This is a genomic window from Microbulbifer sp. S227A, assembly GCF_049800935.1.
The window spans coordinates 591,635-615,788 of record NZ_JBNAFZ010000001.1 but is presented as its reverse complement, the minus strand read 5'-3'; the positions used below and the strand labels follow the sequence as shown (position 1 = coordinate 615,788).

The window sequence follows — 24,154 nt, the reverse complement described above, 5'->3', positions numbered from 1 at the left end:
GTCATGAGTGCGGCAACCGACCACGAAGGATCCGCCATGACCAGCCGCCTCGACCTCTTTATCGACCGCATGGTGTCGCAACGCGCCTGCCTTGACTATGCAATCGCCGAAACCGCGGCCATGACGGGGCCGGTATTCGAACTCGGCCTTGGCAACGGGCGCACCTATCACCACATGCGCAACCGGATTAGCGGGCGCGACATCTACGTGTTCGAACGCGCGGTGGCCTCGCATCCCGACAGCACGCCCCCAAAGGAGCTGACGATCCTGGGCGACGTGACCGAAACGCTGCCGCAAACGCTGGCCAGAATGGGGCCGGTGGCCAGCCTGATCCACGCGGATCTCGGCGGGCACAACCGGGAAAAGAACGATCTCTTTGCGCGCAAGGTCTCGCCGCTGATCGAACCGTTGCTGGCGAAGGGCGGCATGATGGTGTCCAGCGACCGGATGTATTTCGATGGCCTCGCGGAAATGCCGCTGCCCGGGGGCGCGGTGCCTGAACGCTGCTTTGTCTACCTGAAACGATAGGAGCAGAGCCCGGGTATCGTTCCCAGCTGATCCACGGCGTGGCCGCGCGCCACGCGATCCGGGGGCTGGACTTTCTGATCGCGCGGTTGGACCCTGCCGTGACCGCGGCCGCGGCGGGCGTGCGATTGCAAATCGGCACGGCACCGTCGCGCGCGCCGCCAGCACGAAAGGAAACCCATGCTGTTCTACGATTGCTCGACCGCCCCCAGCCCCCGCCGCGCACGCATGTTCATTGCCGAAAAGGGGCTCGATCCCGAGACCCGCGACATCAGCATCGCCGAAGGGCAGCAATTGCAACCCGAGTTCCTGGCCATCAACCCGCGCGCCACGCTGCCGGTTCTGGTCACCGAGGACGGGACCACGCTGACCGAGAATCTCGGGATCGCCGCCTATCTCGAAGCCCGCCACCCCGAGCCGCCGCTGATGGGGCGCACGGCGGATGAAAAGGGCCTGGTCCTGATGTGGACGGCGATCGCGGAACAGCAGGGCGGGCTGCCGATTGCCGAGGCCCTGCGCAATTCCAGCCCCCGCATGAAGAGCCGCGCCATCCCCGGCCCGCAGAACTATGAACAGATCCCCGAACTCGCGGAACGGGGCAAGGCCCGCGTGGCGACGTTTTTCGACATTCTCGAAGAACGGCTCAGGGACAGCCCGTTTCTCGCCGCCAACCATTTCACCCTGGCCGACATCACCGCATTTGTGCTGGTGGATTTTGCCCGTGTCATCCGGATGAACATCCCTGACGGTCATAGCGCGTGCCGCACCTGGTTCGACAACATCGCCGCAAGGCCAAGCGCCGCACGCTAGGCCCGCTTACCACGCGCCACCGGACCGGATAACAGGAGACCCTTGATGCCCCAGGCCTATATCGTAAGCGCCACCCGCACCGCCGGTGGCAAACGCGATGGCCGTCTGGGCGGCTGGCATCCCGTCGACCTCGCCGCTGCAATGCTGGACGCGGCGGTCGAGCGCGCGGGGGTGGCACCGGATGCGGTGGATGACGTGATCATGGGATGCGTCAGCCAGGTCGGGGAACAGGGGCTGCATTTCGGCCGCAATGCGGTGCTGGCTTCGGGCTTGCCCGAAAGCGTGCCTGCCGTGACCATCGACCGGCAATGCGGCTCGTCCCAGCAAGCCATCCATTTTGCCGCCCAGGCGGTGATGTCCGGCACCCAGGATGTGGTGATCGCCGCCGGTGCCGAAAGCATGAGCCGCGTGGCCATGGGCACCACCGGGCGATGGGCGCGCCGGGCCACACCCGGCAGCCCCACCAGTCCGAAGCTTGCCCGCAATTATCCCGAGGTGATGTTCAGCCAGTACACCGGTGCCGAGATGCTGGCCCGCAAATGGAACCTGGCGCGCGACGATCTGGATGCCTATGCGCTGCTGAGCCACCAACGCGCCGCCCGAGCCACCCGCACAGGCGCGTTCAAGGACGAGATTCTGCCACTGAAGATCATGACCGGGGGCGGGGCGGACCTGCATGAACGCGACGAGGGTATCCGCCCCGACGCCACGTTTCGGGCAATCGCCGCGCTGCGCTCGCTGACGGGCGACGGGGTGATCACCGCCGGCAATGCCAGCCAGATTTGCGACGGGGCCGCCGCGGTGATGATCGCTTCGGAACAGGCGGTGCAAACACACGGCCTGACTCCGCTGGCGCGCATCCATGCCCTGACCGTGACGGCGGGCGATCCGGTGATCATGCTCGAAGAACCGCTCTTCGCCACCGACCGCGCGCTTCGGCGGGCCGGGATGACGATTGACGATATCGACCTCTTCGAAGTCAACGAAGCCTTTGCGCCGGTTCCGCTGGCCTGGCTCAGGCATACGGGCGGCGATCCCGAGCGGCTGAACGTGAATGGCGGCGCGATTGCCCTTGGCCATCCGCTGGGCGCCTCCGGCGCCAAGTTGATGACAACGCTTGTCCATGCCCTGCGGGCTCGGGGCAAACGCTATGGGCTGCAAACCATGTGCGCGGGCGGCGGCCTCGCCAATGTCACGATTGTCGAGGCGCTCTAGCCCCCTTTTTCCTGCTGAAAATATCCCGGGGAGCGCGAGGGGCAGAGCCCCTCGCCCGGCGCGACGCCGAAGGCGGCGCAATACCTCGCAACCACATTATCTGTCGTGAACCGCTCAGGCCAGCCTGGCCATCATCTCGTTCACCTCCTGCTTGACCCGCTTGGCGGCTTGCTGGCGCACCGGCCCATAGCCGCGGATCTCGTCGCAGGCCGACAAGGCCTTCAAACAGGTGTCTTCTGTTTCCGCCGACCATGCCGCCACGACACGGGGCAGCAAACCCTCGTACCAATCAAGCAGGTCACGATGCATCCGGGCTTCCTCGTGATAGCCAAACGGGTTGAGCCGACTCCCCCGCAGCCACTTCATCCGCGCCAGCCCCTTCAGGGCCGGGGTCATCCACGCCCCGAATGCCTGCTTTGCCGGCCGCCCCCGCGCGTCGGTCTTGCGGTTCAGGATCGGTGGCGCAAAGTGATACCGAACCTGGAATTCGCCCTCGAAATGCTGTTTCAATTCCTCCGCGAAGCGGCCATCGGTATGCAGGCGCGCAACCTCGAACTCGTCCTTGTAGGCCATGAACTTGAACAGCGACCGCGCCACGGCGCGGCGCGCGTCTTCGGGCAGCGCGGTGCCGAGCGCCTCCAGCTGGTCGCGATAGCGCCGCGCATAGGCTTCATCCTGATACTCGACCAGGAACGCCGCGCGCCGGGCGATCATCGCTTCCAGCGTCTCTTCGGCCGGGGCCTCTTCCCGCAGATGTGACGCGAGCTTGCCGGGGGCTGCCGCCAGTACGCGCCCAAGGGCAAAGGCCGCGCGATTACGTTCGATCTGCACCCCATTGAGCAGGATTGCCTGTTGCAGGCTGCCATCGCTGACCGGCACAAGGCCCGATTGCCACGCATATCCAAGCAGCATCACATTGGCATAGACCGCGTCCCCGAGCAGACGTTCGGCGGTGCTGTTCGCGTCAAACGCAAACAGGTTCTCCTCGCCGATGGTCGCGGCAATCAGGCGCTCGCGCTCATCGGTGCGCAGCGAGGCGTCGCGATGCAGCACCAGGTCGCCCGTGGGCATGTCGGCCCGGTTCAGCACCATGCGCGTTTTCGGCCCATAGTGCAGCGATGCCTTGGGCGCGGAACTGACGACGATATCGCCTCCGATGACTGCATCCGCCGCACGCTCGTCAATGCGCACCTGGTTCACTGCGTCCGGGCGTTCGGCCAGGCGGATATAGGACAAGACGGTTCCGAATTTCTGCGCGAACCCGGTAAAATCCAGCACCGACGAGCCGCGCCCCTCAAGATGTGCGGCCATTGTGATCAGCGCCCCTACCGTCACGACGCCGGTTCCGCCGACCCCGGTGACCAGCAGGTCGAACGGCTGTTTCAGCGAGGGAAGCGCGGGGGCAGGCAAATCGCGGGCCAGCTCCGCGACATCCAGGTCGGCGGCCTGTGGCTTGCGTCGTGTCGCGCCGGTAACGGTGACAAAGCTGGGGCAGAAGCCGTTCAGGCAGGAAAAATCCTTGTTGCAGGAATTCAGGTTGATCTTGCGCTTGCGGCCCAACGGCGTTTCGCGCGGCTCGACCGACAGGCAGTTGCTCTCGACCGAACAATCGCCACAGCCTTCGCAAACCAGATCGTTGATCCAGGCGAAGGTCGGCGGGTCGTCCATCGTGCCGCGCTTGCGGCGGCGGCGTTTCTCGGTGGCGCAGGTCTGTTCATAGATGATCGTGGTGACACCGGGAATGTCGCGCAGTTCCCGCTGCACGATGTCGAGCTCTGCACGATCGTGAAAACTCGTGCCCGCCGGGAAATCGGCGCGGTTGAACTTGTCGATATCATCACTGACCAGCGCGATGCGCTGAACCCCTTCGGCGCGGCAGGTCTGGGCGATGCCGGTCACGGAAACGGGGCCGTCCACCGGTTGCCCGCCGGTCATCGCCACCGCGTCGTTATAGAGGATCTTGTAGGTGATGTTGGTCTTGGCGGCGACGGCCTGACGGATAGCCAGGCTGCCCGAGTGATACCACGTGCCTTCACCCAGGTTCTGGAAAATATGCTTGCCGCCGTTGAATTTGCTGGCGACGGTCCAGGGCACGCCTTCGCCGCCCATCTGGGCATAGCCCACCGTGTCGCGATCCATCCAGCTGGCCATGACGTGACAGCCGATGCCGCTGGCGGCGGTTGATCCTTCGGGCACCTTGGTGCTGGTATTGTGCGGACAGCCGGAACAGAAATAGGGCGTGCGGGTCGCGCCGGGCACGTTCAACAGCACCGGCGGCGTATCGGTCAGCGTCCTGGCCTTGGCGGGCAGGTTTTCATCGGGAAAGAACCGGTCTAGCCGCGCCGCGACGATGGGGGCCAGCAACAGCGGCGACAGCTCGCCGGTCCACGGGATCAGCGGGTTCATCTGGCTGTCATACTTGCCGACCATGCGCTCGGGTTTTGCGCCGGGCCAGTCATAGAAATGTTCCTTGAACTGGCTCTCGATGATGCCGCGTTTCTCCTCGACCACCAGCACTTCGCGTTTGCCCGAGACAAAGTTCAACGCGTCGCGATGCGCCAGCGGCCAGACCATGCCGACCTTGTAGATATCGATGCCCAGACGGCGGCAGGCGGTCTCGTCCAGACCCAGCAGGCGCAGCGCCTCCATCAGGTCGAGATGCCCCTTGCCGGTGCTGACGAAACCGAATGTCGCGTCCGGCAGGCCATAGATGGCGCGGTCGATCGGGTTGGCCTCGACAAAGGCCTCTACCGCCTTCAGCTTGTGGCCGATGCGGGTCTCGATCTCGGGGCTGGGCAGGTCGGCGCGGCGTACATGCAGCCCGCCCGGCGGCCCGGTGAAATCCGGCTGAACAAAGGACCGGTCCGGGCGCAGCTCGACCGAGCGGGCGGATTCAACGGTTTCCGAGACCGCCTTGAACCCGACCCAGGTGCCGCTGAACCGCGACAGGGCAATGCCGTATTCGCCGTATTCGAGATATTCCTCGACCGAGGCCGGGTTCAGTGTGGGCATGAACCACGCCATGAAGGCCACGTCCGATTGATGCGGCATCGAAGAGGACACGCACCCGTGATCGTCACCCGCCACGACCAGAACGCCGCCCCCGGGTGCCGACCCATAGGCATTGCCGTGTTTCAACGCATCGCCCGAGCGATCGACCCCCGGCCCCTTGCCGTACCACATGGAAAACACGCCCTCGACCTCGCAATGGGGGTCAAGGCTGGCCTGTTGCGCCCCCAGGACGGCGGTGGCCCCCAGGTCTTCATTGACCGCTGGCATGAAGGCGATCCTGGCCTCTGCCATGCGCTGCTTGGCACGCCAGAGCTCCAGGTCCAGCGCCCCGAGCGGTGAGCCACGATAGCCCGAGATGAAACCCGCGGTGTTCCTGCCTGCCGCCTTGTCGCGCCGCGCCTGGTCCAGCATGATCCGCGCCAGCGCCTGTGTCCCGGTCAGGAACACGCGCCCCCGGGTCAGGGCATAGCGATCATCCAGCTGATAGGTGGCGAGATTCGGGTTTGGGTGGGTCACGGCAGCCTCCTGCGGTCTTTGGTGCCGCATGATAGCGCATCAGGGGCGAAAAATCCTGCCAGAGTGGCCGGGGGAATCTTGTGTTTCTGGTTTGGTTTGCCGAAAATGCGGCGTTTTCTGAGAGGGTTTCTCGAAATGACGCAGGTTGATGACCGGGATCAGCGCATTCTGACGCTGTTGCAGAAGGATTGCCGACTCTCCAATGCCGAGATGGCCGAAGCCGTGGGCATGTCGGCCTCGGCCCTCTGGCGGCGGGTGCGTGTGCTGGAAGAGGCGGGGGTGATCGAACGCTACGGGGCAACGGTGAACCCCGCGCGCATGGGGTTGCGGTTCGAGGCCATCGTGCATGTGCAACTGACCCGGCATGATCGCGAGGGCACCGGGGCGTTCATTTCGGCAGTGCAGAACCGGGCAGAGGTCCAGGAATGTTACGCCACCACCGGGCAGAGCGATTATCACCTGCGGGTGCTGTGCCGCGACCTTGACGCGTTCAACCGGTTCCTCGAAGAATTCCTGTTTCGCCAGCCTGCGGTGGCGAGCGCGCAGACCAACGTGGTGCTGCGCACGATCAAGCGCAACGGGCCGGTGACGCGCTGAGCGCCTGCCGCCCTAGATGTTCAGCGCAACGCCGGTCTTGACCCGGTCCATCGACACGAAGGTCCGGAATTTGCGAACGTTCCCGCCCTGAAAGAACATGCGCCGGGTAAAGCTCTCATAAGCTGCCATGCTCTCGACCACGAGGATCAGGATGAAATCGGTGTCGCCGGTGACATAGTGGCATTGCTGCACTTCGGGGGCATCGCGAAACCGGGATTTCGCGGCGTCTATGTCAACGGGCGTTTCGCTGACCAGTTCGACCTCGACAAAGATCGTCAGGCTCAGCCCGACGGCATCGGGATCGACGCGCGCGACATTGGCGGTGATCACCCCTTCGGCCTCCATGCGCCGGATCCGCCGCTGGACCGAGGGGGCGGACAGGTTGACCGACCGGCCGATTTCTCGCTGGGTCATCATGTTGTCGCGCTGCAAAAGGCGCAGGATGGCGAGGTCAAAGGAATCAAGCGGGGTCATCGGGGCAATCGGTACTTGGGGGGGCGGTGAAACAAACTTGCATGAAAGGGGCGAAAATCCAGCCCCATTTTCACCGCTGCTGCAATATACCTTGGCCAAATGGCGGAGAAGACAGCGATGTATCTGAAGAATGAAATGCCGGCCTACCGCACGCCGTTGGACCCGCGCGATGCAAGGATGCTGAGCGCCGAGGGCGCGGCGGATGTCATGGGGATGCTGGCTATGCGCGACCATAACGAGGCGACCCCGATGCACGCCTTGCCCGGGCTGGCCGCCGAGCTGGGCCTGGGGGCGCTGCATGTCAAGGACGAGGGGCAGCGGCTGGGTCTGGGCAGTTTCAAGGCTCTTGGCGGCGCTTATGCCCTGCTGCGGCTCGTGCAGGACCATGCCGCGCGGCAATGGGGGCGCGAGGTTACGGTACAAGATCTCATGTCGCCGGAGATCCGATCTCTTGCTGCGGGGCTGACCTTTGCCTGCGCGACTGACGGAAATCACGGGCGGTCGGTTGCGCAGGGGGCGCGGTTGATCGGGGCCAATGCGGTGGTCTTTGTCCATGCCGGTGTCAGCGACGCGCGGGTTGACGCGATTGCCCGGTTCGGTGCGCGCATCATCCGGGTTGCGGGGAACTATGACGATTCGGTCGCCGAGGCCGCGCATGTGGCGCAACGGCAGGGGTGGACGGTTTTGTCGGACACCTCATGGCCCGGCTATGAACGCATCCCCGCCCTTGTGATGCAGGGCTATACCGCTATCGTGCAAGAGGCGTTGGCGCAGCTGGATCAGCCGCCCAGCCATGTGTTCCTACAGGCCGGAGTCGGTGGCTTCGCGGCGGCCATTGCCGGGCATCTGGCGGTGATCCTGGGCGATCGCCGCCCGCATGTCACGATCGTCGATCCGGCACGCGCGGCCTGCCTCTTTCAGAGCGCCAGGGCGGGTCGCGTGGTGAAGGTTGCAGAAGGAAAAGCCACGGTCATGGCGATGCTGGAATGCTACGAACCCTCGCTGGTGGCCTTTCGGGTGTTGGAACGCGTGGCCGACGGGTTCATGACCGTTGACGAAGCCGATGCGGTGGATGCGATGCGGCGGCTGGCGCAGCCGGTGGACGGCGACCCGCCGCTGGTTTGTGGCGAAAGCGGTGGCGCGGGGCTGGCCGGGCTGCTCGTGGCCAGCGGGCGCGCCGGGTTGGCACCGGCCATCGGCCTTGGCCCGGCGGCGCGGGTCCTGGTCATCAACACCGAGGGCGCAACCGATCCGGCACGATACGCGCAACTGGTCGGCCGCCGCCCGCAAGACGTGCTGGAGGGCGCGGCATGACTGCATTGGCCGATCTGCACCGGCGCATGACCGATTGGCGGCGCGATTTGCACCGGCATCCGGAATTCGGTTTCCGGGAAACCCGCACCGCCGCCTTCGTGGCGGACACCCTCCGCGACATGGGGCTGGAAGTGGCCGAAGGGATCGGCGGTACCGGCGTGGTCGGTACGCTCAGGCGTGGCCAGTCGAACCGCGCCATCGCCCTGCGCGCGGATATGGATGCGCTGCGCATCACCGAGGCATCGGGAGTCGACTGGGCCTCGCGCAGCGACGGGCTGATGCATGCCTGCGGTCATGACGGGCATACCGCGATGCTGCTCGGTGCGGCACAGATGCTGGCGGGGCAGGGCGGGTTCGACGGCACCGTGCGGTTTCTGTTCCAGCCGGCGGAAGAATGGGGGCGCGGGGCACAGGCGATGCTCGACGATGGCCTGATCGGGCGTTTCCCCTTTGACGAGGTTTATGGGCTGCACAATATGCCCGGTCTGCCGGTCGGGCATGTGCGCAGCCGTGCGGGGGCGATGATGTCCGCCGAGGATATCTTTGAAATCCATTTGCGCGGGCAGGGCGGGCACGCCTCGCAGCCGCACCTGCTGCGCGAAGTGATGCAGCCCGCCTGTGCGCTGGTTCAGGACTTGCAGACCATCGTTGCGCGGCGGCTGGACCCGGCGCGGACGGCGGTGCTCTCGGTTACCGAACTGGTTGCCGATGGCACCCGCAACGTGCTGCCCGGTGACGCGCGGATTCTGGGAGATGTGCGCAGCTTTGCGCCCGCGGTATCCGAAAAAATCGAGGCCGAGATGCGCCGGATCGCGGCGGGGCGCGCGGCGCAGCACGGGCTGGATTGCAATGTGAGCTATACGCGCGAGTTCGTGCCGCTGATCAACGATGCCGCGTTGACGCGCGCGGCGACCGGGGCCGCCCGCGCGGTGTCGCAGGAGGTATCGGAACTCGCCGCGCCGCTTACAGCCTCCGAGGATTTTGCCCGTTTTCTGGCGCATGTTCCGGGGTGTTTCCTGTTGATCGGTGCCGGCGAAGAATCACCGCCGCTGCACAGCCTGGCCTATGATTTCAACGATGAAAGCCTGTTGCACGGTGCCCGCTTGCATGTCGCGATCGTGCACGACCGGCTTGCGCCCGGTGCATGATCTCGGGCAGCCTGCTCCCGGCAGACACGAAGAGGAGGCCGCACATGCCGCACCCGATGCTGACGCAACAGGATATCGATACCTACAGGCGCGATGGCGTGGTGCTGATCCGGGGGCTGTTTGCCGATCATGTCGAAACGCTGCGCGCGGGGATTGCGTCGAATATGGCGGCCCCCGGCCCCTATGCCTCCGAGAACCGCAAGGCGGGTCATACCGGGCTGTTCTTTGACGACTATTGCAACTGGGAGCGGATTCCTGAGTTTGCCGAGGTGATCCGCAACTCGCAGGCAGCTCCGGTTGCGGCGGACCTGATGGGGGCGCAGAGCGTGCAGGTGTTTCACGATCACGTGCTGGTGAAAGAGCCCGGCACCTCGATGGCGACACCGTGGCATCAGGATGGCCCCTACTACTTTGTCGAGGGTCGCCAGACTGTGAGCTTTTGGTCGCCGCTCGATGCGGTGAACGAGGCGTCGCTGCGCTGTGTTGCGGGATCGCACCTGTGGCCCAGGGACGTGCTGCCGACCCGTTGGGTGTCCGAAGAGGGGTTCTTTGCCGATCAGGGGCAATACATGCCGGTGCCCGATCCCGAGGCCGAAGGTATGCGGATCGTGGAATTCGCCATGCAGCCCGGCGACGCGGTTGCCTTTAACTATCGCACCCTGCACGGCGCGCGCGGCAACACCAGCGCCACCCGGCGGCGGGCGTTCTCCCTGCGGCTGATCGGGGATGATGCGCGTTATGTCGAACGACCGGGACCGACCTCGCCGCCCTTTCCGGGGCATGGCATGACGCCGGGCCAACGGCTGCGCCAGGACTGGTTCCCGGTGATCTGGACGCGGCCGGACCAGGAGGCATGATTGGTTCGCGCCGGGGCAGATCACCGCCCCCGGACATCGTGAAACGCCTCAGAACCACTGGCCGGGTTCCATCAGCCCCAGATCCATCAGCTGTCGCGAATGCCATTCGAACCGGGTGGAATTGCGCCAGTTGAAACTGTCGATGGCAAAGGCGGAACCGGGATTGCGCTTGAGCGCCTTGGCGGCGCGGAACGAACAGACCGCCGCCGTCAGGTTGTGATGCCAGGGGCAGGATACGGTGTTGTATTCGGCCTCGTTGAACGTGTGGTCGGGGCGCAGTTCCAGCCCCTTTTGCGCGCGGAACAGGGCAATTCGGTCAATCTTGCGGCTGTTCCAGTCGACATGCTCCTCGAACCGCCAGCGTAAGCCGCCGTGAAAATCCATCTGACGTTCCAATGTCTCGCCGCTGCCCGGATCATGGCGCGCCAGCGCATAATAGCCAAGCCGGTCGAGGCAGGCCTGATCGCGCGAAACCGCGTCGGGGTTGCGGGCAAGATCCTCGGCATACAGATCGACCACATAGGTCAGCATGGCGTCCCGGCGCTCTTCCGCGTGAAAGGCCAGCAACTCCCCGACGCTGCGGGATTCACAGAACGGGTAGAACAGGTATTCGGCGTTGTAGCCGTAATAGAACCATGTGCCCGGCGCGGCGGCGGCGATGATCCGGTTGATCGCGTCAAACACGACCCCCGCCGAGGTGAATTCGACATTGATCCGGTGGACCCGAGTTCCAAGATCGGCAGGCAGCGAAAACCCCCCGGGCATCAGCGCGACGACCTCGCGAAACCCCTGGTCAAGGTGGTGGGTCAGGGTGCTGGCTAGTTCGGTATCGTCCTCGGCAAAGATCAGCGCGACCGGCCCCTTGGCCAGGACATCCCGGCTGTTGGCGAGAAACGCATCCAGAGAAGAGTGTGACATGTTGGCGGTTTCCCGGTGGCGCGGCTGGAAGATTGCCGCAAAATCGATTAATTCCGGGTGCATTGCAAGGCGGCGGCAAACGGTCTAATGCAGGCCGCTGATCGAACCCCGAAAGGCTGGACGCATGACGGCTCCCAAGAAACTGTTCATCAAGACCTATGGCTGCCAGATGAATGTCTATGACAGCGAGCGCATGGCCGAGGCCCTGGGCGGGCAGGGCTATGTCGAGACGAAATCGGCGGATGATGCCGACATGATCCTGCTCAACACCTGCCATATCCGCGAAAAGGCGGCGGAAAAGGTGTATTCGGAGCTGGGCCGGTTCAAGGGGCTTAAGGCGGACAAGCCGGAGCTCAAGATCGGCGTGGCGGGATGTGTCGCGCAGGCCGAGGGCGAAGAGATCATGCGCCGCCAGCCGCTGGTTGACCTGGTGGTGGGGCCGCAGAGCTATCACCGTCTGCCCGAGATGGAAGCCAGGACCCGCACCGGGGCAAAGGCGCTCGACACGGATTTCCCCGAAGAGGACAAGTTCGAGAAACTGAAGAACCGGCCCAAGGCCAAGCGTGGCCCGACCGCGTTTCTGACCGTGCAGGAAGGCTGTGACAAGTTCTGTGCCTTTTGCGTGGTGCCCTATACCCGCGGGGCCGAGGTCAGCCGCCCGGCGGATCGCATCCTGAGCGAGGCGCGCGATCTGGTCGAGCGCGGCGTGCGCGAGATCACGCTTCTGGGGCAGAACGTCAACGCCTATCACGGGGCGGGGGCCGATGGCGACATGACGCTGGCCCAGCTGATCTGGGCGCTGGACAAGATCGACGGGCTGGAACGTATCCGCTTTACCACCAGCCACCCGAACGACATGGGCGACGATTTGATCGAGGCGCATGGCGCCTGTTCCAAGCTGATGCCGTATCTGCACCTTCCGGTGCAATCGGGCAGCGACAAGATCCTGAAACGGATGAACCGCAGCCACACCGCCGAAAGCTATCTGCGCCTGATCGAGCGTATCCGCGCGGCGCGGCCCGATATCCTGATGTCGGGCGATTTCATCGTCGGCTTTCCGGAAGAGACCGAAGAGGATTTCCAGGCCACGATGGACCTGGTTCAGGAGGTCAATTACGGCTATGCCTATTCTTTCAAGTATTCGACCCGCCCCGGCACGCCGGCGGCAGAGCGTGCGCAGGTGGACGAGGACGTGAAATCCGAGCGCCTGCAACGGCTTCAGGCGCTGATCACCCGGCAACAGCGGGCGGTGCAGGACAGCATGGTCGGCAAAGAGGTCAGCGTGCTTTTCGAGAAACCCGGCCGGCAGGCGGGACAGATGGGGGGCAAGTCCGAATACCTGCACGCGGTTCATGTCGAGGGCACCGGGATCGGGGTCGGCGATCTGCGCAGGGTGCGGATCACCGCTTCGGGCACCAATTCGCTGGGCGGCGAACTGGTCTGAGCGACCGGCCTCTGCCGCGTTCCGGGGCGTTCCGCCGTCCGGATGTTACATTTGCATGAAAAACGCCTGCTATCGCTTGCATGGGCGCACGGAACTTGGCACGGTCGGGGGAAAGAGCCAGAGCGGCAAACGAGGAGAGCTGATTGGCCACAAGTGCCCTGACCCCGCCATCAACCGATGCGACACCTGCCGAGGTGTTGATCGAATTTCCGGACAACCGTCTCCTGATCGACCTGTGCGGGGAACATGACCGCAACCTTGTCGACATCGAAGCCAAGACAGGGGTGCAGATCGTGCGCCGGGGCAACCAGCTGTCGATCCTTGGCGACGCCGACAGCCAGCAGCAGGCCTCGGATGTGCTGAGGTCGCTTTATGGCCGGCTCGAGAGCGGGCGCGACGTGGAAACCGGCGACATTGACCGCGAGCTGCGAATGGGCGGTTCCGACAAGGATACCGGCACCCGTGACGGCGACCAGCTCGAGATGTTCCGGGGTGGCAAGGTCGAAATCAAGACCCGCAAGAAACTGGTCGAGCCGCGCACAGAGGCGCAGAAAGCCTATGTCCAGTCGCTGTTTGAAAACGAACTGGCCTTTGGAATCGGTCCGGCGGGAACCGGCAAGACCTATCTGGCGGTTGCGGTGGGCGTGTCGATGTTCATCGGCGGCCAGGTCGACCGCATCATCCTGTCGCGCCCGGCCGTCGAGGCGGGGGAAAAGCTGGGCTATCTGCCCGGCGACATGAAGGACAAGGTCGACCCCTATATGCAGCCGCTCTATGATGCGCTGAACGATTTTCTGCCGGGCAAGCAGCTGGCCAAGCTGATCGAGGACAAGCGTATCGAGATCGCGCCGTTGGCCTTCATGCGGGGCCGCACGCTGTCGAACGCATTCGTGGTGCTGGACGAGGCGCAGAACGCCACGGCGATGCAGATGAAGATGTTCCTGACCCGGCTTGGCGAAGGCAGCCGCATGGTCATCACCGGCGACCGCAGCCAGGTGGATTTGCCGCGCGGTGTGCCTTCGGGACTTGCCGATGCGGAACGGTTGCTCAAGTCGATCCCCAAGATCAGCTTCAACTATTTCACCTCCAAGGATGTCGTCCGCCACCCGCTGGTTGCCGCGATCATCGAGGCTTATGAGGCCGATAGCTGATCTGTCGCCCGGGCGTCCAAACCGGCGCGATTGTTCCAAATGCGGGAACAGTCACCACTTAAGCGTCCGGGAACACCGGATAATTGGCGCATTCGACACGCGCGGGAATTGACGGTTCCGCCGGTTTGAAGGATGTGTAGTTCCACAAAAATACGATCAGGGAGTGGAACGGTATGAAGAAACTGATGCTTGCGACCGCCGCGGCGGCGCTGATGGCGACCGGGGCGATGTCCGAGGTCAAGGTCGGGATGATCACCACGCTTTCCGGGGGTGGGGCCGGGCTTGGCCTTGATGTGCGCGACGGTTTCCTGCTGGCGCTCAAGCAATCCGGGCGTGACGATGTCGAGCTGATCATCGAAGACGACCAGCGCAAACCCGACGTGGCGGTGCAGCTGTCGGACAAGATGATCCAGTCCGAGCGGGTCGACGTGATGACCGGCATCATCTGGTCCAACCTCGCGATGGCTGTGGTGCCGTCGGCCACGGCGCAGGGCGTGTTCTACCTGTCGCCCAATGCCGGCCCGTCCCAGCTGGCCGGGGCGGGATGCAGCCCGCTCTATTTCAACGTGGCATGGCAGAACGACAACCTGCACGAGGCGGCGGGGGCCTATGCGGGCGAGGCCGGCTACAAGAACAGCTTCATCCTCGCGCCGAACTATCCGGCGGGCAAGGACGCGCTGACCGGCTACAAGCGGACCTTTGGCGGCGCGTTGGCGGGCGAACTGTACACGGAACTGGGACAGACCGACTATGCGGCGGAAATCGCGCAGATCCGGGCCTCGGGCGCGGATAGCGTGTTCTTCTTCCTGCCCGGCGGCATGGGCATCTCGTTTCTCAAGCAATATGCGGATTCCGGGGTCAACCTGCCCGTGGTCGGCCCGGCCTTCAGCTTTGATCAGGGCATCCTGCAAGCGGTTGGCGAGGCGGCGATGGGTGTTGTGAACACCTCGCAATGGTCCAAGGATATCGACAACCCGACCAACCGCGCCTTTGTCGAGAGCTTCGAGGCCGAGTACGGGCGTCTGCCATCGTTGTATGCGAGCCAGGGTTTTGACACCGCGAACCTGCTGTTCTCGGCCCTCGACAAGGCCGCGCCTGCGGACAAGGCGGCATTCCAGGCGGCCCTTGAAGCTGCCGAGTTTGATAGTACGCGCGGCGCGTTCCGGTTTGGACCGAACCATCATCCGATCCAGACGATCTATGCCCGCGAGGTGATCAGGGAGGGTGACGTTTATACCAACAAGATCATCGGTATCGCACTTGCGGACCACGCCGACGCCTATGCCTCCGAGTGCAAGATGTAAGCAAGCGGGCCGCCCGGGCCATCGCGGTCCGGGCCACCACCGCCGGAGGGCCGCGTGTCTCTGATCCTGATTATCGAGCAGGTCCTGAACGGCCTGCAATCCGGCGTCATGCTGTTCCTGATGGCGGCCGGGCTGACGCTGATCTTTGGTGTCATGGGCCTGATCAACCTCGCCCATGGCTCGCTTTACATGGTCGGGGCCTTTGCGGCGGCGGCGGTGGCCGGGGCCACGGGGTCTTTCGTGCTGGCGCTGATCGCGGCGTTGGTCGCGGCGGCGGCGGCGGGTGCGATCATCGAGGTTGCGGTGATCCGGCGGCTATATGCGTCCGACCACCTCGATCAGGTGCTGGCGACATTTGCGCTGATCCTGGTCTTTTCCGAGGGGACCCGCTGGGTTTTCGGCTCCTTTCCGCTGTTCCTTGAGATCCCGTCTTACCTGGCCGGACCGGTCACGCTGCCGGGAGGCATCGCCTATCCGAAATATCGCCTCGCCCTGATTGTTGCCGGTCTGGCGGTGGGCGGATTGCTGTGGGTCCTGATCGAGCGCACGCGCATGGGCATTCGCATCCGCGCCGGCGAGAATGACCGCGAGATGATCGCCGCCCTGGGAGTCGACATATCCCGGCTCTACACGCTGGTCTTTGCTCTTGGCGCGGCCCTTGCGGGGCTGGCCGGGGCGCTGGTGGGCGCGATCCAGTCGGTGCAGGTGGGCATGGGCGAACCCGTGCTGATCCTCGCCTTTGTCGTTATTGTCATCGGCGGGATCGGGTCGCTCAAGGGGGCGTTTCTGGGAGCGTTGCTGGTCGGGCTGACCGATACGCTGGGGGGGATCTTCCTGCCTGAACTGTTCAAGCTCTTCACCGATCCGGCCACCGCGCAATCGGCGGGGGCGTCGCTGGCCTCGATGTCGATCTACATCCTCATGAGCCTCGTGCTGATCTGGCGGCCCACCGGCCTGTTCGGGGCGCCCGCATGATCCGCGAACGCCATCTGAGTATCGGTTTGCTGGCGGGGCTGCTGGCGGTTGCGCTTTGGGCGATGCTGGCGGATCAGCCCTTTACCATCACGCTTGCGACGCGCGTGGCGATCCTCGCGCTGGCCGCGGCGGGGCTGAACATCGCACTTGGCATCGGCGGATTGGTCAGCCTGGGCCACGCGGCGTTTTTTGGCCTTGGCGGCTATGTCATGGGGGTGCTGGCATTCCATGCCCAGACCTATGCACCGCTCGAACTCGGCCCGTTCAGCATCGCGGGCACCAAATCCATGCCGGTGATCTGGCTGGTGGCGCTTTGTGTTTCGGGGCTGGCGGCGCTGGTGATCGGTCTGCTCAGCCTGCGGACCAGCGGTGTCTATTTCATCATGATCACGCTCGCCTTTGGTCAGATGTTCTATTATTTCGCGATCTCCTGGAGCGCCTATGGCGGCGAAGACGGGCTTTCGATCTATGTGCGCAACGCGTTTCCGGGCCTCAACACGCTGGTCCCGATCCAGTTCTTTGTCATCTGCTATGTCATCCTGTGCCTTGTTCTGTTCCTGCATGCGCGGATTGCACGGTCGCCTTTTGGCCTCGCGCTGAATGCGGCGCGGCAGGCCCCGATGCGGGTTCAGACGGTGGGGCTCGACCCGACGCGGCTCAAGCTGGCGGCATTTGTGCTGTCAGGAGCGATCACAGGTCTGGCGGGGGCGCTGTTTGCCGATCTCTACCGTTTCGTCAGCCCGACCATGTTCAGCTGGCAGATGTCGGGGGAATTGATCGTGCTGATCATCCTCGGAGGTGTTGCCCGGCTCTGCGGACCGGTGGTGGGGGCGGTGGTGTTCGTGTTGCTTGAGCATCTGCTTGGCGGGTTGACGGATTTCTGGCACGTGTGGCTGGGCGTTATCCTGTTGCTGATCGTGCTGTTTGCCCGTGGCGGGATCATCGGCATGTTGTCCGGGCGGGCGGCTGCACATGACTGAGCCGGTGCTGGAAACCATTGGCCTGACCCGGCGTTTCGGCGCGATGGTGGCAAGCGACGCGGTCTCGCTCGACCTGCGGCCGGGCGAGATTCACGCGATCATCGGGCCGAACGGCGCGGGCAAATCGACCCTGATCAACCAGATTTGCGGCGCGTTGAAACCCGATAGCGGGGCCGTACGGTTCGCCGGGCAAGATGTCACGCGGCTGGATACGGTCGCGCGGGCGCGACTGGGGCTGGCGCGGACCTTTCAGATCAGCGCGCTGGTGATGGAGGACACGGTGTTGCAAAACGCGCTGCTGGGCGCGCTTGGCGCGCGGGGGCGGCCCTGGCGGTTCTGGTGTCCGGCGCTTGCCGATGCGCAGTTGCGGGATCGCGCCGAGGCGGCGCTGGACCGTGTCGGGCTGCTGGCGTTGCGCGGCACCCGCTGTTCCGACCTGAGCCATGGCCAACGCCGCCAACTCGAAGTGGCGGTGGCGCTGACCCTCGCGCCGCGGGCGTTTGTCATGGATGAACCGATGGCGGGTCTTGGCGCGGAGGGGTCGAAATCGCTTACCGGGTTCCTTGACGGGTTGCGCGACGAGGCTCCGATCCTGCTGGTCGAGCATGACATGGACGCGGTGTTTGCGCTGGCCGACCGGATCAGCGTGCTGGTCTATGGGCAGGTCATCGCCACTGGCACGGTCGACGAGATCCGCGCCAATCCCCAGGTGCGCGACGCCTATCTGGGGAGCGGCTCATGACCCTGTTGGAGGTGTCCGGCTTGACCGCGTCCTACGGGGCGGCGCAGGCGCTTTTCGGGGTCGATCTGACCGTCGCTCAGGGCGAGGTCGTGGCGCTGATGGGGCGCAATGGCGTGGGCAAGAGCACCACGGTGCGTGCGATTTGCCGGATGATGGCGTCGAGCGGTGGGCTGCGGTTTGATGGCGTCGATCTGCACCGGCTGCCCAGCCACAAGGCGGCGCGGCTGGGTATCGGGCTGGTGCCAGAGGGGCGGCGCTGTTTCCGCGACCTGACCGTGGTTGAAAACCTGCTCGCCGCGGCGCGGCCCGGCCCCTGGAACCTGGATCAGGTGACCCGGTTGTTCCCCCGGCTGCATGAGCGGCGGCAACAGCGGGCCGCGTCCTTGTCGGGTGGCGAGCAACAGATGCTGGCGATCGGCCGCGCCCTGATGACCAATCCGCGCCTGCTGGTGCTTGACGAGGCGACCGAGGGGCTGGCCCCGATCATCCGCGAACAGATCTGGCAGGCGATCTCCCGGCTCAAGGCCGAGCATGACATGTCGATCCTCCTGATCGACAAATCGGTGCGCGAGATTGCCTACGTGTCGGATCGGGCGGTGATCCTCGAACGCGGCAAAACCGTGTGGTCGGGGGGCATCGACCGGCTGACACCAGAGGTGACCGGCAGGTTCGTTGGCGTCTAGTCAGCCCGCGTGACAATGGGGAACGGCCTTCATCGCAGTGCCAAAGGCATCGGCCAGCGCACGCACGCGGCGCGGCTGCGCCCGCCCCGGCGGGAACATCATCTGGAGCGGGTTGGGCGGTGCGGCATGGTCTTCGAGCAAAGCCACCAGCCGGCCGGTTTGCAGGTCATGGGTGACATCGCTTTCGGATTTCAGGATGATGCCATGCGCCTCGAGCGCCCATTGCCGCACCAGCGAGCCATCATTCGCGATCATGTTGCCGCGCACTGTCACGGTTTGCCGGTTTTCGCCCGCACCAAAGCGCCAGACATTGTCCAGATTTGCGCCAAAGCGCATCAGCAGGCAGTTGTGATGCGCTAGGTCGGCGGGCGTTTCGGGCGCGCCATGCGCCGCGATGTAAGACGGGGCCGCGCAGACGATCCGGCGAAACTGTCCCAGGTTTCGAACCCGCAGCGTGCTGTCGGTGATCCGGCCAAAGCGCAGCGCAAGGTCAAATCCCTGGCCGACGATGTCGACATAGCCATCCGACAGGAAAAGCTCGATCGATATCGCCGGATGCGCGCGGGTGAAGGACGAGATCACGCCGGTGACAAAGCTGCGGCCCAGATCGATCGGGGCGCTGACACGGATCGAACCCGAGAGGGTTTGCGCCCCGAGCCGGATGCGGGTTTCGAGATCGTCGATCTCCCCCAGCACGACCTTGGCCCCGCCAAGCAGGGTGCGGCCCTCTTCGGTCAGGCTGAGCGAACGGGTGGTGCGATTGAACAGCACGACCCCGTAATGCGCTTCGAGCGCGGCAAGCCGCTCGGACACCGTGGTCGCGGACAGGCCAAGCTCTCGCCCCGCGGCCACCATGCTGCCCTTTTCGGCGATGACGAGAAACAGCCGGATGTTGTCGATCAGCATTATACGCGTTTTCCGGATTATCAATTCGTTTGGCGGATGTTTATCCGGCATTCGGCGATTTGTATATCCAGCTCACACGCCGAGACAATCACCGGAGCCAAGCCGATGCAGACCTATTCGATCCCCCCCGCCGCCCTGACCGGGACCAGCGAGAGTGGCGTGGCAGCTCGCGGAGCGGCGTCACATCACGGCGGACCAGCGGCCCTGGAACGCAACCCGGCGCTTGCGCATGATCTTTTGCGCATCCGGAACACCGGGTCCGCGATGATGGCGACGGACTTGTCCAACTGGCTGCGCGGCGTGTTTGGCAGGCCCTAGTCGGGCTGCACGGCAGCCATTCGAATTTCACCTCATGCAAACCGACCCGTCTACCCGATGGGCACGGGCGTTCAGCCCGTCACAGAAGGATACGAAAAATGACCATCCATATCACCGACTTTGCCCGCAAACGTCACACTGCCAAGGCATATCTGCCCCGGCGTATTTCCGACGGCGACATGGCCCGCGTGCGCGACCTGCTGCGCTTCAGCCCGTCTTCGACCAACCTGCAACCCTGGCATTTCGTGATTGCCGAAACCGAAGAGGGCAAGGCGCGGGTGGCCAAGGCGGCTGCCGAGAAATTCCCGTTCAACGTCGATTCGATCAAGAACGCATCGCATGTGATCGTCTTTGCCAGCCGTGTCGAGGCCGACGAAACCTATCTGCGCAAGGTGCTTGACCAGGAAGAGGCGGATGGCCGTTTCGCCGGCAACCCCGACGAGTTCAAACCGGCGATGCACAACGGCCGTTCGATGTTTGTGGATATTCACCAGAGCCAGATCGGCGATGGCCCGAGCTGGATGGCGCATCAGGTCTATCTGAACCTTGGGCAGTTCCTGCTGGGGGTGGCGACCCTCGGCATCGACGCAACACCGATGGAAGGGATCGACACAGCCGTTCTGGACGCCGAGTTCGGTCTGCGGGATCAGGGCTATGCCAGCCTTTTCGTGGTTCCGATCGGCTATGCGGACCCGCAGGCCGACTACAACGCCGCCCTGCCGAAATCGCGCCTGACCGAGGCCGAGATCATCACCCGCGTCTGACCCTTGGTGTGATGCAAACTACCGCCAGCCCCGGCCATGTGTTGCGGGCTGGCGGGCCAACGATTATCAGAACCGGAGTTCCCCATGAAAGCCATCGGCTATACCAAAAACGGCGCAATCGATCGCCCCGACGCCCTGATCGATCTTGAGATCGAGAAACCGCGCGCAAGCGGGTATGACATTCTGGTGCGGGTCGAGGCCGTATCGGTCAACCCCGTTGACACCAAGGTGCGCAGCAACCGCCCCGCCGAAGCGGAAACCCCGGCGATCCTCGGTTGGGACGCGGTTGGAGAGGTGGTCGAAACCGGTGACGAGGTGGCGCGGTTCAAGACCGGCGACCGGGTCTGGTATGCCGGCGCCATCAACCGCCCGGGCACCAATTCCGAGTATCACCTGGTGGATTCGCGCATCGTCGGGCACGTGCCGCAGACCATCGAAACGGCCGCCGCCGCGGCCCTGCCGCTGACGACCCTGACGGCGCAGGAAATGATTTTCGACCGTCTCAAGGTAAATGATCCGGTGCCGGGCGCGGCCAATGCCATCGTCATCATCGGCGGCGCGGGCGGTGTCGGCTCGATCGCGATCCAGCTGCTGCGCGCACAGACCGACCTGACCATCATCGCCACCGCGTCACGCCCGGAAACACGGGAATGGGTCAGGGAGCTTGGCGCGCATCACGTCGTCGATCACTCGCAGCCGCTGCCCGAGCAGATCGCGGCCCTGAACATCGGTGCGCCGGCCTTTGTCTTTTCGACAAACCACTCCGAAACCTATGTGACACAGATCGCCGAATTCATCGCGCCGCAGGGGCGGTTCGGGTTGATTGACGATCCGGTCGGTTTCGACATCGCGCCGCTCAAGGGCAAGGCCGTGTCGATCCATTGGGAACTGATGTTCACGCGGTCGCTGTTCACCACGCCGGATATCGACCGGCAGGGCGACATTCTCGATACCGTTGCCGGGTTGATCGACGCGGGCAAGGTCCGTTCGACGCTGACCGAGACCTATGGCACGATCAATGCCGAGAACCTGAAAAAGGCCCATGCGCTGATCGAGAGCGGCAAGGCCAGGGGCAAGATCGTCCTCGAAGGTTTCTGATCCTGCCTTGGTGCAACCCTGCCTCGTGGCGCGGGGTTGCAACTGGGCGCAGCCGCACCGTTCAGATCGTGAGTTCCGAGCGGTGCGCGACAAAAAAGTCGATCAGCCGCCGGGTCAGCGCCTTTTGCGGTCCGATGTCGGGCCAGACCGCGTAGATGCCAAGTGACGGCAGGTTCCAGTCGGGCAGAACCCGGACCAGGGCGCCGCTTTGCAGGTCATGCTGAATTTCGCTTGCGGGCAGGTGCCAAATGCCCAGCCCGGCGAGCACAGCGGATTTCGCCGAGGCCACGGTGTTGACCTCGATGCGGGTGTTCTCCGGCTCAAGTGTCAGGGCTTCGCCGCGCTTTTCGAGCGTGAACCCGGTGCGGATCTGTGACACCGCGATAAAGTCGCAATCCATCAGGTCTTCGGGCCGGGTGAGGGGGGGGTGGTTGGCAACTAGGTCGGGCGAGGCCACCAGCAGGCGCTCGAAACTGGCGATGCGACGGCTCTTGAGGCTGCTGCTGGCCAGGGTGCCCAGGCGGATCGCGAGATCGAACCCCTCTTTCACAAGATCGGCGGTGACATCGCTGCTGCTCAGTGAAATCGCCACCAACGGGTGTTGGCGGGCGAATTTCCACAGCGTCTGGTGCAGGCGGTTCTGGTCGCCAAAAGCAGGCATGGTGATGCGCAGGGCTCCCACGGGCTCTTCGGTGCCCGCGCTGATGGCGTCCAGCGCCTGTTCCCCGGCGGCGACCATCCGGCGCGCCGGTTCCAGCGCCGCGTGGCCTTCCGGCGTCAGCGACATGGACCGGGTCGAGCGAAAGAACAGGGTGACGCCTTGCTTGGCCTCAAGCCGGGACAGGTGATGGCTGACCACCGAAGTCGACAGGCGCAATCGCCGTCCCGCCGCGCTCAGGCTGCCCGCATCTGCGACGGCCACAAAGACGGCAAGGCTGCGGTAATCGTCGATCATCTTTCGACTTTCTGGAAAAATGCTTTCGCCTACGTCTTGCTAGTCGAAAGATGATCGCATGTCTATCTGCTGGTTCTAGCACAGGAGAACGGTATGCCGATCAGCACAACCACAATTCCCACCAATCGCGCCAGTGTCTATCTGCAACAGCTTTGCAAGCATTTCGGCCACAAGGTGCCTGCCGAATTCGACGCCAATGCCGGACGTATCGAACTGCCATTCGGTGAATGCCGGCTGGCGGCGGATGACGCGGTGCTGACCATGATCGTCGAGGGCACACAGGAAGACCTGCCCCGGCTGGAGCGCGTCATTGGCGACCACCTGACGCGCTTTGCCTTTCGCGAGGCCCCGACATTCACCTGGGAACAGAGCGCGCCGGCCTGACAGGGCCAGCATTCGCACGATTGCGGCAGGCAGCCGGTTGTCGCACTGCCTGCCGCACCGCAACAGTTGCGGCGCGCGAGCCGTGTCCAAGCCGTTTCCGGCTTGCGGTCGGCGCGGCGGGGGGCCACCTTCGGGCGAAAGCCAAGAGGATGCCATGACCCAGATCATTTCCGCGCTCAGCGATGTTTCCGACCGATACCAGGCCCTGTTCGTAGACCTGTGGGGCTGTGTTCATGACGGGGTGCGGGCCTTTCCCGACGCCGTTGCGGCGCTGCGGGCCTATCGCGAAAATGGCGGCACGGTGGTGCTGGTCACCAATTCGCCGAAACCGCGGGCGGGTGTACGGGAACAGCTCGTGACATTCGGCGTGCCCGATGACGCCTGGGACAGCATCGCCTCGTCCGGCGACAGCGCGCGCTCGGCGATGTATCGCGGTACGGTCGGCGAAAAGGTCTGGTTCATGGGCGAGGAAGAACGCGACGCGGGCTTTTTCGAGCCGATCGGCGTGGTTCAAAACCCGGTGAACATCACCCGGGTGCCGCTGGAAGAGGCCGAAGGGATCGTCTGTTGCGGGCCATTTGATGCGCTTGCGGATCCCGAGGTGAACCGGCCCCAGTTCCTCTATGCCAAGCAAAAGGGCATGAAACTGCTCTGTGCGAACCCGGATATCGTGGTGGATCGCGGCGAAGTGCGCGAATGGTGCGCCGGTGCGCTGGCACGGCTTTATACCGAGATGGGGGGCGAAAGCCTGTATTTCGGCAAACCTCACCCGCCGATCTATGACCTTGCCCGCCGTCGTCTGGCCGAAATCGACCGGATGGTGCCCGATTCGTCGATCCTGGCCATCGGTGACGGCATCCACACAGATATCCTGGGCGCATCGGGCGAGGACATAGACTCGCTCTTCATCACCGGAGGGCTGGCCGCCAGAGAAACCAGAACCAGCGGCCAACCCGACCCGGCCGCGTTGGAACGGTATTTGCAGGATCAGCAGATGGCGCCATCCTATGCGATCGGTTTCCTGCGATAGGGCGCATGTCGCGCCCGCTGCGCCGCATACTGTC

24 protein-coding genes are annotated in these 24,154 nt (G+C 64.4%); 19 read left to right on the top strand and 5 right to left on the bottom strand.

What is annotated here, in order from left to right; genetic code table 11:
* The first annotated feature begins 36 nt into the window (after positions 1 to 36).
* The 3 genes from ACP15R_RS03010 to ACP15R_RS03000 all read left to right on the top strand — a co-directional run bounded on the left by ACP15R_RS03010 (position 37) and on the right by ACP15R_RS03000 (position 2,550).
* Positions 37 to 528 carry a class I SAM-dependent methyltransferase gene (locus ACP15R_RS03010; protein ID WP_424984892.1) on the top strand — a complete coding sequence of 164 codons (492 nt, stop codon included), beginning with the start codon at positions 37 to 39 and terminating at the stop codon, positions 526 to 528.
* A 177-nt stretch (positions 529 to 705) separates the two neighbouring features.
* Positions 706 to 1,335, top strand: a complete 630-nt coding sequence (locus tag ACP15R_RS03005; protein ID WP_424984891.1) for a glutathione S-transferase family protein — start codon at positions 706 to 708, stop codon at positions 1,333 to 1,335.
* A 45-nt stretch (positions 1,336 to 1,380) separates the two neighbouring features.
* Positions 1,381 to 2,550: an acetyl-CoA C-acetyltransferase gene (locus tag ACP15R_RS03000; protein WP_424984890.1), complete on the top strand. Its 1,170-nt coding sequence runs from the start codon at positions 1,381 to 1,383 to the stop codon at positions 2,548 to 2,550.
* Positions 2,551 to 2,664: 114 nt separating this feature from the next.
* On the opposite strand, the gene ACP15R_RS02995 is transcribed toward ACP15R_RS03000, so the two are convergent.
* Positions 2,665 to 6,078 carry an indolepyruvate ferredoxin oxidoreductase family protein gene (locus tag ACP15R_RS02995; RefSeq protein ID WP_424984889.1) on the bottom strand — a complete coding sequence of 1,138 codons (3,414 nt, stop codon included), beginning with the start codon at positions 6,076 to 6,078 and terminating at the stop codon, positions 2,665 to 2,667.
* A 135-nt stretch (positions 6,079 to 6,213) separates the two neighbouring features.
* On the opposite strand from ACP15R_RS02995, the gene ACP15R_RS02990 reads away from it, so the two are divergent.
* Positions 6,214 to 6,675 carry an Lrp/AsnC family transcriptional regulator gene (locus tag ACP15R_RS02990; RefSeq protein WP_424984888.1) on the top strand — a complete coding sequence of 154 codons (462 nt, stop codon included), beginning with the start codon at positions 6,214 to 6,216 and terminating at the stop codon, positions 6,673 to 6,675.
* Positions 6,676 to 6,687: 12 nt separating this feature from the next.
* Here the strand turns inward: ACP15R_RS02990 and ACP15R_RS02985 are convergent, their stop codons facing one another.
* Positions 6,688 to 7,149 (bottom strand): Lrp/AsnC family transcriptional regulator, encoded by a 462-nt coding sequence (locus ACP15R_RS02985; protein WP_424984887.1) that lies wholly within the window; start codon positions 7,147 to 7,149, stop codon positions 6,688 to 6,690.
* A 117-nt stretch (positions 7,150 to 7,266) separates the two neighbouring features.
* On the opposite strand from ACP15R_RS02985, the gene ACP15R_RS02980 reads away from it, so the two are divergent.
* The 3 genes from ACP15R_RS02980 to ACP15R_RS02970 are packed head-to-tail and all read left to right on the top strand — an operon-like array spanning position 7,267 to position 10,468.
* On the top strand, positions 7,267 to 8,463 hold the full coding sequence (locus ACP15R_RS02980) for a diaminopropionate ammonia-lyase (RefSeq protein WP_424984886.1): 1,197 nt from the start codon (positions 7,267 to 7,269) through the stop codon (positions 8,461 to 8,463).
* Positions 8,460 to 9,611, top strand: a complete 1,152-nt coding sequence (locus tag ACP15R_RS02975; RefSeq protein WP_424984885.1) for an amidohydrolase — start codon at positions 8,460 to 8,462, stop codon at positions 9,609 to 9,611. Before ACP15R_RS02980 ends, ACP15R_RS02975 begins: the two co-directional genes overlap by 4 nt.
* 44 nt (positions 9,612 to 9,655) lie before the next feature.
* Positions 9,656 to 10,468 (top strand): phytanoyl-CoA dioxygenase family protein, encoded by an 813-nt coding sequence (locus ACP15R_RS02970; protein WP_424984884.1) that lies wholly within the window; start codon positions 9,656 to 9,658, stop codon positions 10,466 to 10,468.
* A gap of 48 nt (positions 10,469 to 10,516) precedes the next feature.
* Here the strand turns inward: ACP15R_RS02970 and ACP15R_RS02965 are convergent, their stop codons facing one another.
* A complete protein-coding gene (locus ACP15R_RS02965; protein ID WP_424984883.1) occupies positions 10,517 to 11,386 on the bottom strand; it encodes a hypothetical protein in 870 nt (289 codons plus the stop codon).
* 124 nt (positions 11,387 to 11,510) lie between these two features.
* Here ACP15R_RS02965 and miaB point away from each other — a divergent pair, with 124 nt between their 5' ends.
* The 7 genes from miaB to ACP15R_RS02930 all read left to right on the top strand — a co-directional run bounded on the left by miaB (position 11,511) and on the right by ACP15R_RS02930 (position 18,665).
* The gene (gene miaB / locus ACP15R_RS02960; protein ID WP_424984882.1) at positions 11,511 to 12,830 is read left to right on the top strand and encodes a tRNA (N6-isopentenyl adenosine(37)-C2)-methylthiotransferase MiaB; all 1,320 of its coding nucleotides are present in this window, start codon (positions 11,511 to 11,513) and stop codon (positions 12,828 to 12,830) included.
* 143 nt (positions 12,831 to 12,973) lie between these two features.
* On the top strand, positions 12,974 to 13,981 hold the full coding sequence (locus tag ACP15R_RS02955) for a PhoH family protein (protein ID WP_424984881.1): 1,008 nt from the start codon (positions 12,974 to 12,976) through the stop codon (positions 13,979 to 13,981).
* Between the two features lie 173 nt (positions 13,982 to 14,154).
* A complete protein-coding gene (locus ACP15R_RS02950; protein ID WP_424984880.1) occupies positions 14,155 to 15,285 on the top strand; it encodes an ABC transporter substrate-binding protein in 1,131 nt (376 codons plus the stop codon).
* 54 nt (positions 15,286 to 15,339) lie between these two features.
* Positions 15,340 to 16,260: a branched-chain amino acid ABC transporter permease gene (locus ACP15R_RS02945; protein ID WP_424984879.1), complete on the top strand. Its 921-nt coding sequence runs from the start codon at positions 15,340 to 15,342 to the stop codon at positions 16,258 to 16,260.
* Entirely contained in the window at positions 16,257 to 17,240 is a 984-nt protein-coding gene (locus tag ACP15R_RS02940; protein ID WP_424984878.1) for a branched-chain amino acid ABC transporter permease, read from the top strand. Before ACP15R_RS02945 ends, ACP15R_RS02940 begins: the two co-directional genes overlap by 4 nt.
* Positions 17,233 to 17,982 carry an ABC transporter ATP-binding protein gene (locus ACP15R_RS02935; RefSeq protein ID WP_424984877.1) on the top strand — a complete coding sequence of 250 codons (750 nt, stop codon included), beginning with the start codon at positions 17,233 to 17,235 and terminating at the stop codon, positions 17,980 to 17,982. The genes ACP15R_RS02940 and ACP15R_RS02935 overlap by 8 nt, the downstream gene beginning before the upstream one ends.
* The gene (locus tag ACP15R_RS02930; RefSeq protein WP_424984876.1) at positions 17,979 to 18,665 is read left to right on the top strand and encodes an ABC transporter ATP-binding protein; all 687 of its coding nucleotides are present in this window, start codon (positions 17,979 to 17,981) and stop codon (positions 18,663 to 18,665) included. The genes ACP15R_RS02935 and ACP15R_RS02930 overlap by 4 nt, the downstream gene beginning before the upstream one ends.
* Here the strand turns inward: ACP15R_RS02930 and ACP15R_RS02925 are convergent, their stop codons facing one another.
* A complete protein-coding gene (locus ACP15R_RS02925; protein WP_424984875.1) occupies positions 18,666 to 19,571 on the bottom strand; it encodes a LysR family transcriptional regulator in 906 nt (301 codons plus the stop codon). It lies immediately after the preceding gene.
* Between the two features lie 105 nt (positions 19,572 to 19,676).
* Between ACP15R_RS02925 and ACP15R_RS02920 the strand changes: the two genes are divergently transcribed.
* From ACP15R_RS02920 to ACP15R_RS02910, 3 genes are all read left to right on the top strand, one after another.
* A complete protein-coding gene (locus tag ACP15R_RS02920) occupies positions 19,677 to 19,889 on the top strand; it encodes a hypothetical protein (RefSeq protein ID WP_424984874.1) in 213 nt (70 codons plus the stop codon).
* Positions 19,890 to 19,987: 98 nt separating this feature from the next.
* Entirely contained in the window at positions 19,988 to 20,653 is a 666-nt protein-coding gene (nfsB, locus tag ACP15R_RS02915) for an oxygen-insensitive NAD(P)H nitroreductase (RefSeq protein ID WP_424984873.1), read from the top strand.
* A gap of 84 nt (positions 20,654 to 20,737) precedes the next feature.
* Entirely contained in the window at positions 20,738 to 21,751 is a 1,014-nt protein-coding gene (locus tag ACP15R_RS02910; RefSeq protein ID WP_424984872.1) for a zinc-binding alcohol dehydrogenase family protein, read from the top strand.
* A gap of 61 nt (positions 21,752 to 21,812) precedes the next feature.
* Here the strand turns inward: ACP15R_RS02910 and ACP15R_RS02905 are convergent, their stop codons facing one another.
* On the bottom strand, positions 21,813 to 22,706 hold the full coding sequence (locus ACP15R_RS02905; RefSeq protein ID WP_424984871.1) for a LysR family transcriptional regulator: 894 nt from the start codon (positions 22,704 to 22,706) through the stop codon (positions 21,813 to 21,815).
* A 93-nt stretch (positions 22,707 to 22,799) separates the two neighbouring features.
* Here ACP15R_RS02905 and ACP15R_RS02900 point away from each other — a divergent pair, with 93 nt between their 5' ends.
* The gene (locus ACP15R_RS02900) at positions 22,800 to 23,090 is read left to right on the top strand and encodes a DUF2218 domain-containing protein (RefSeq protein ID WP_424984870.1); all 291 of its coding nucleotides are present in this window, start codon (positions 22,800 to 22,802) and stop codon (positions 23,088 to 23,090) included.
* 154 nt (positions 23,091 to 23,244) lie between these two features.
* On the top strand, positions 23,245 to 24,120 hold the full coding sequence (locus tag ACP15R_RS02895) for a TIGR01459 family HAD-type hydrolase (RefSeq protein WP_424984869.1): 876 nt from the start codon (positions 23,245 to 23,247) through the stop codon (positions 24,118 to 24,120).
* The last annotated feature ends 34 nt before the right edge of the window (positions 24,121 to 24,154 follow it).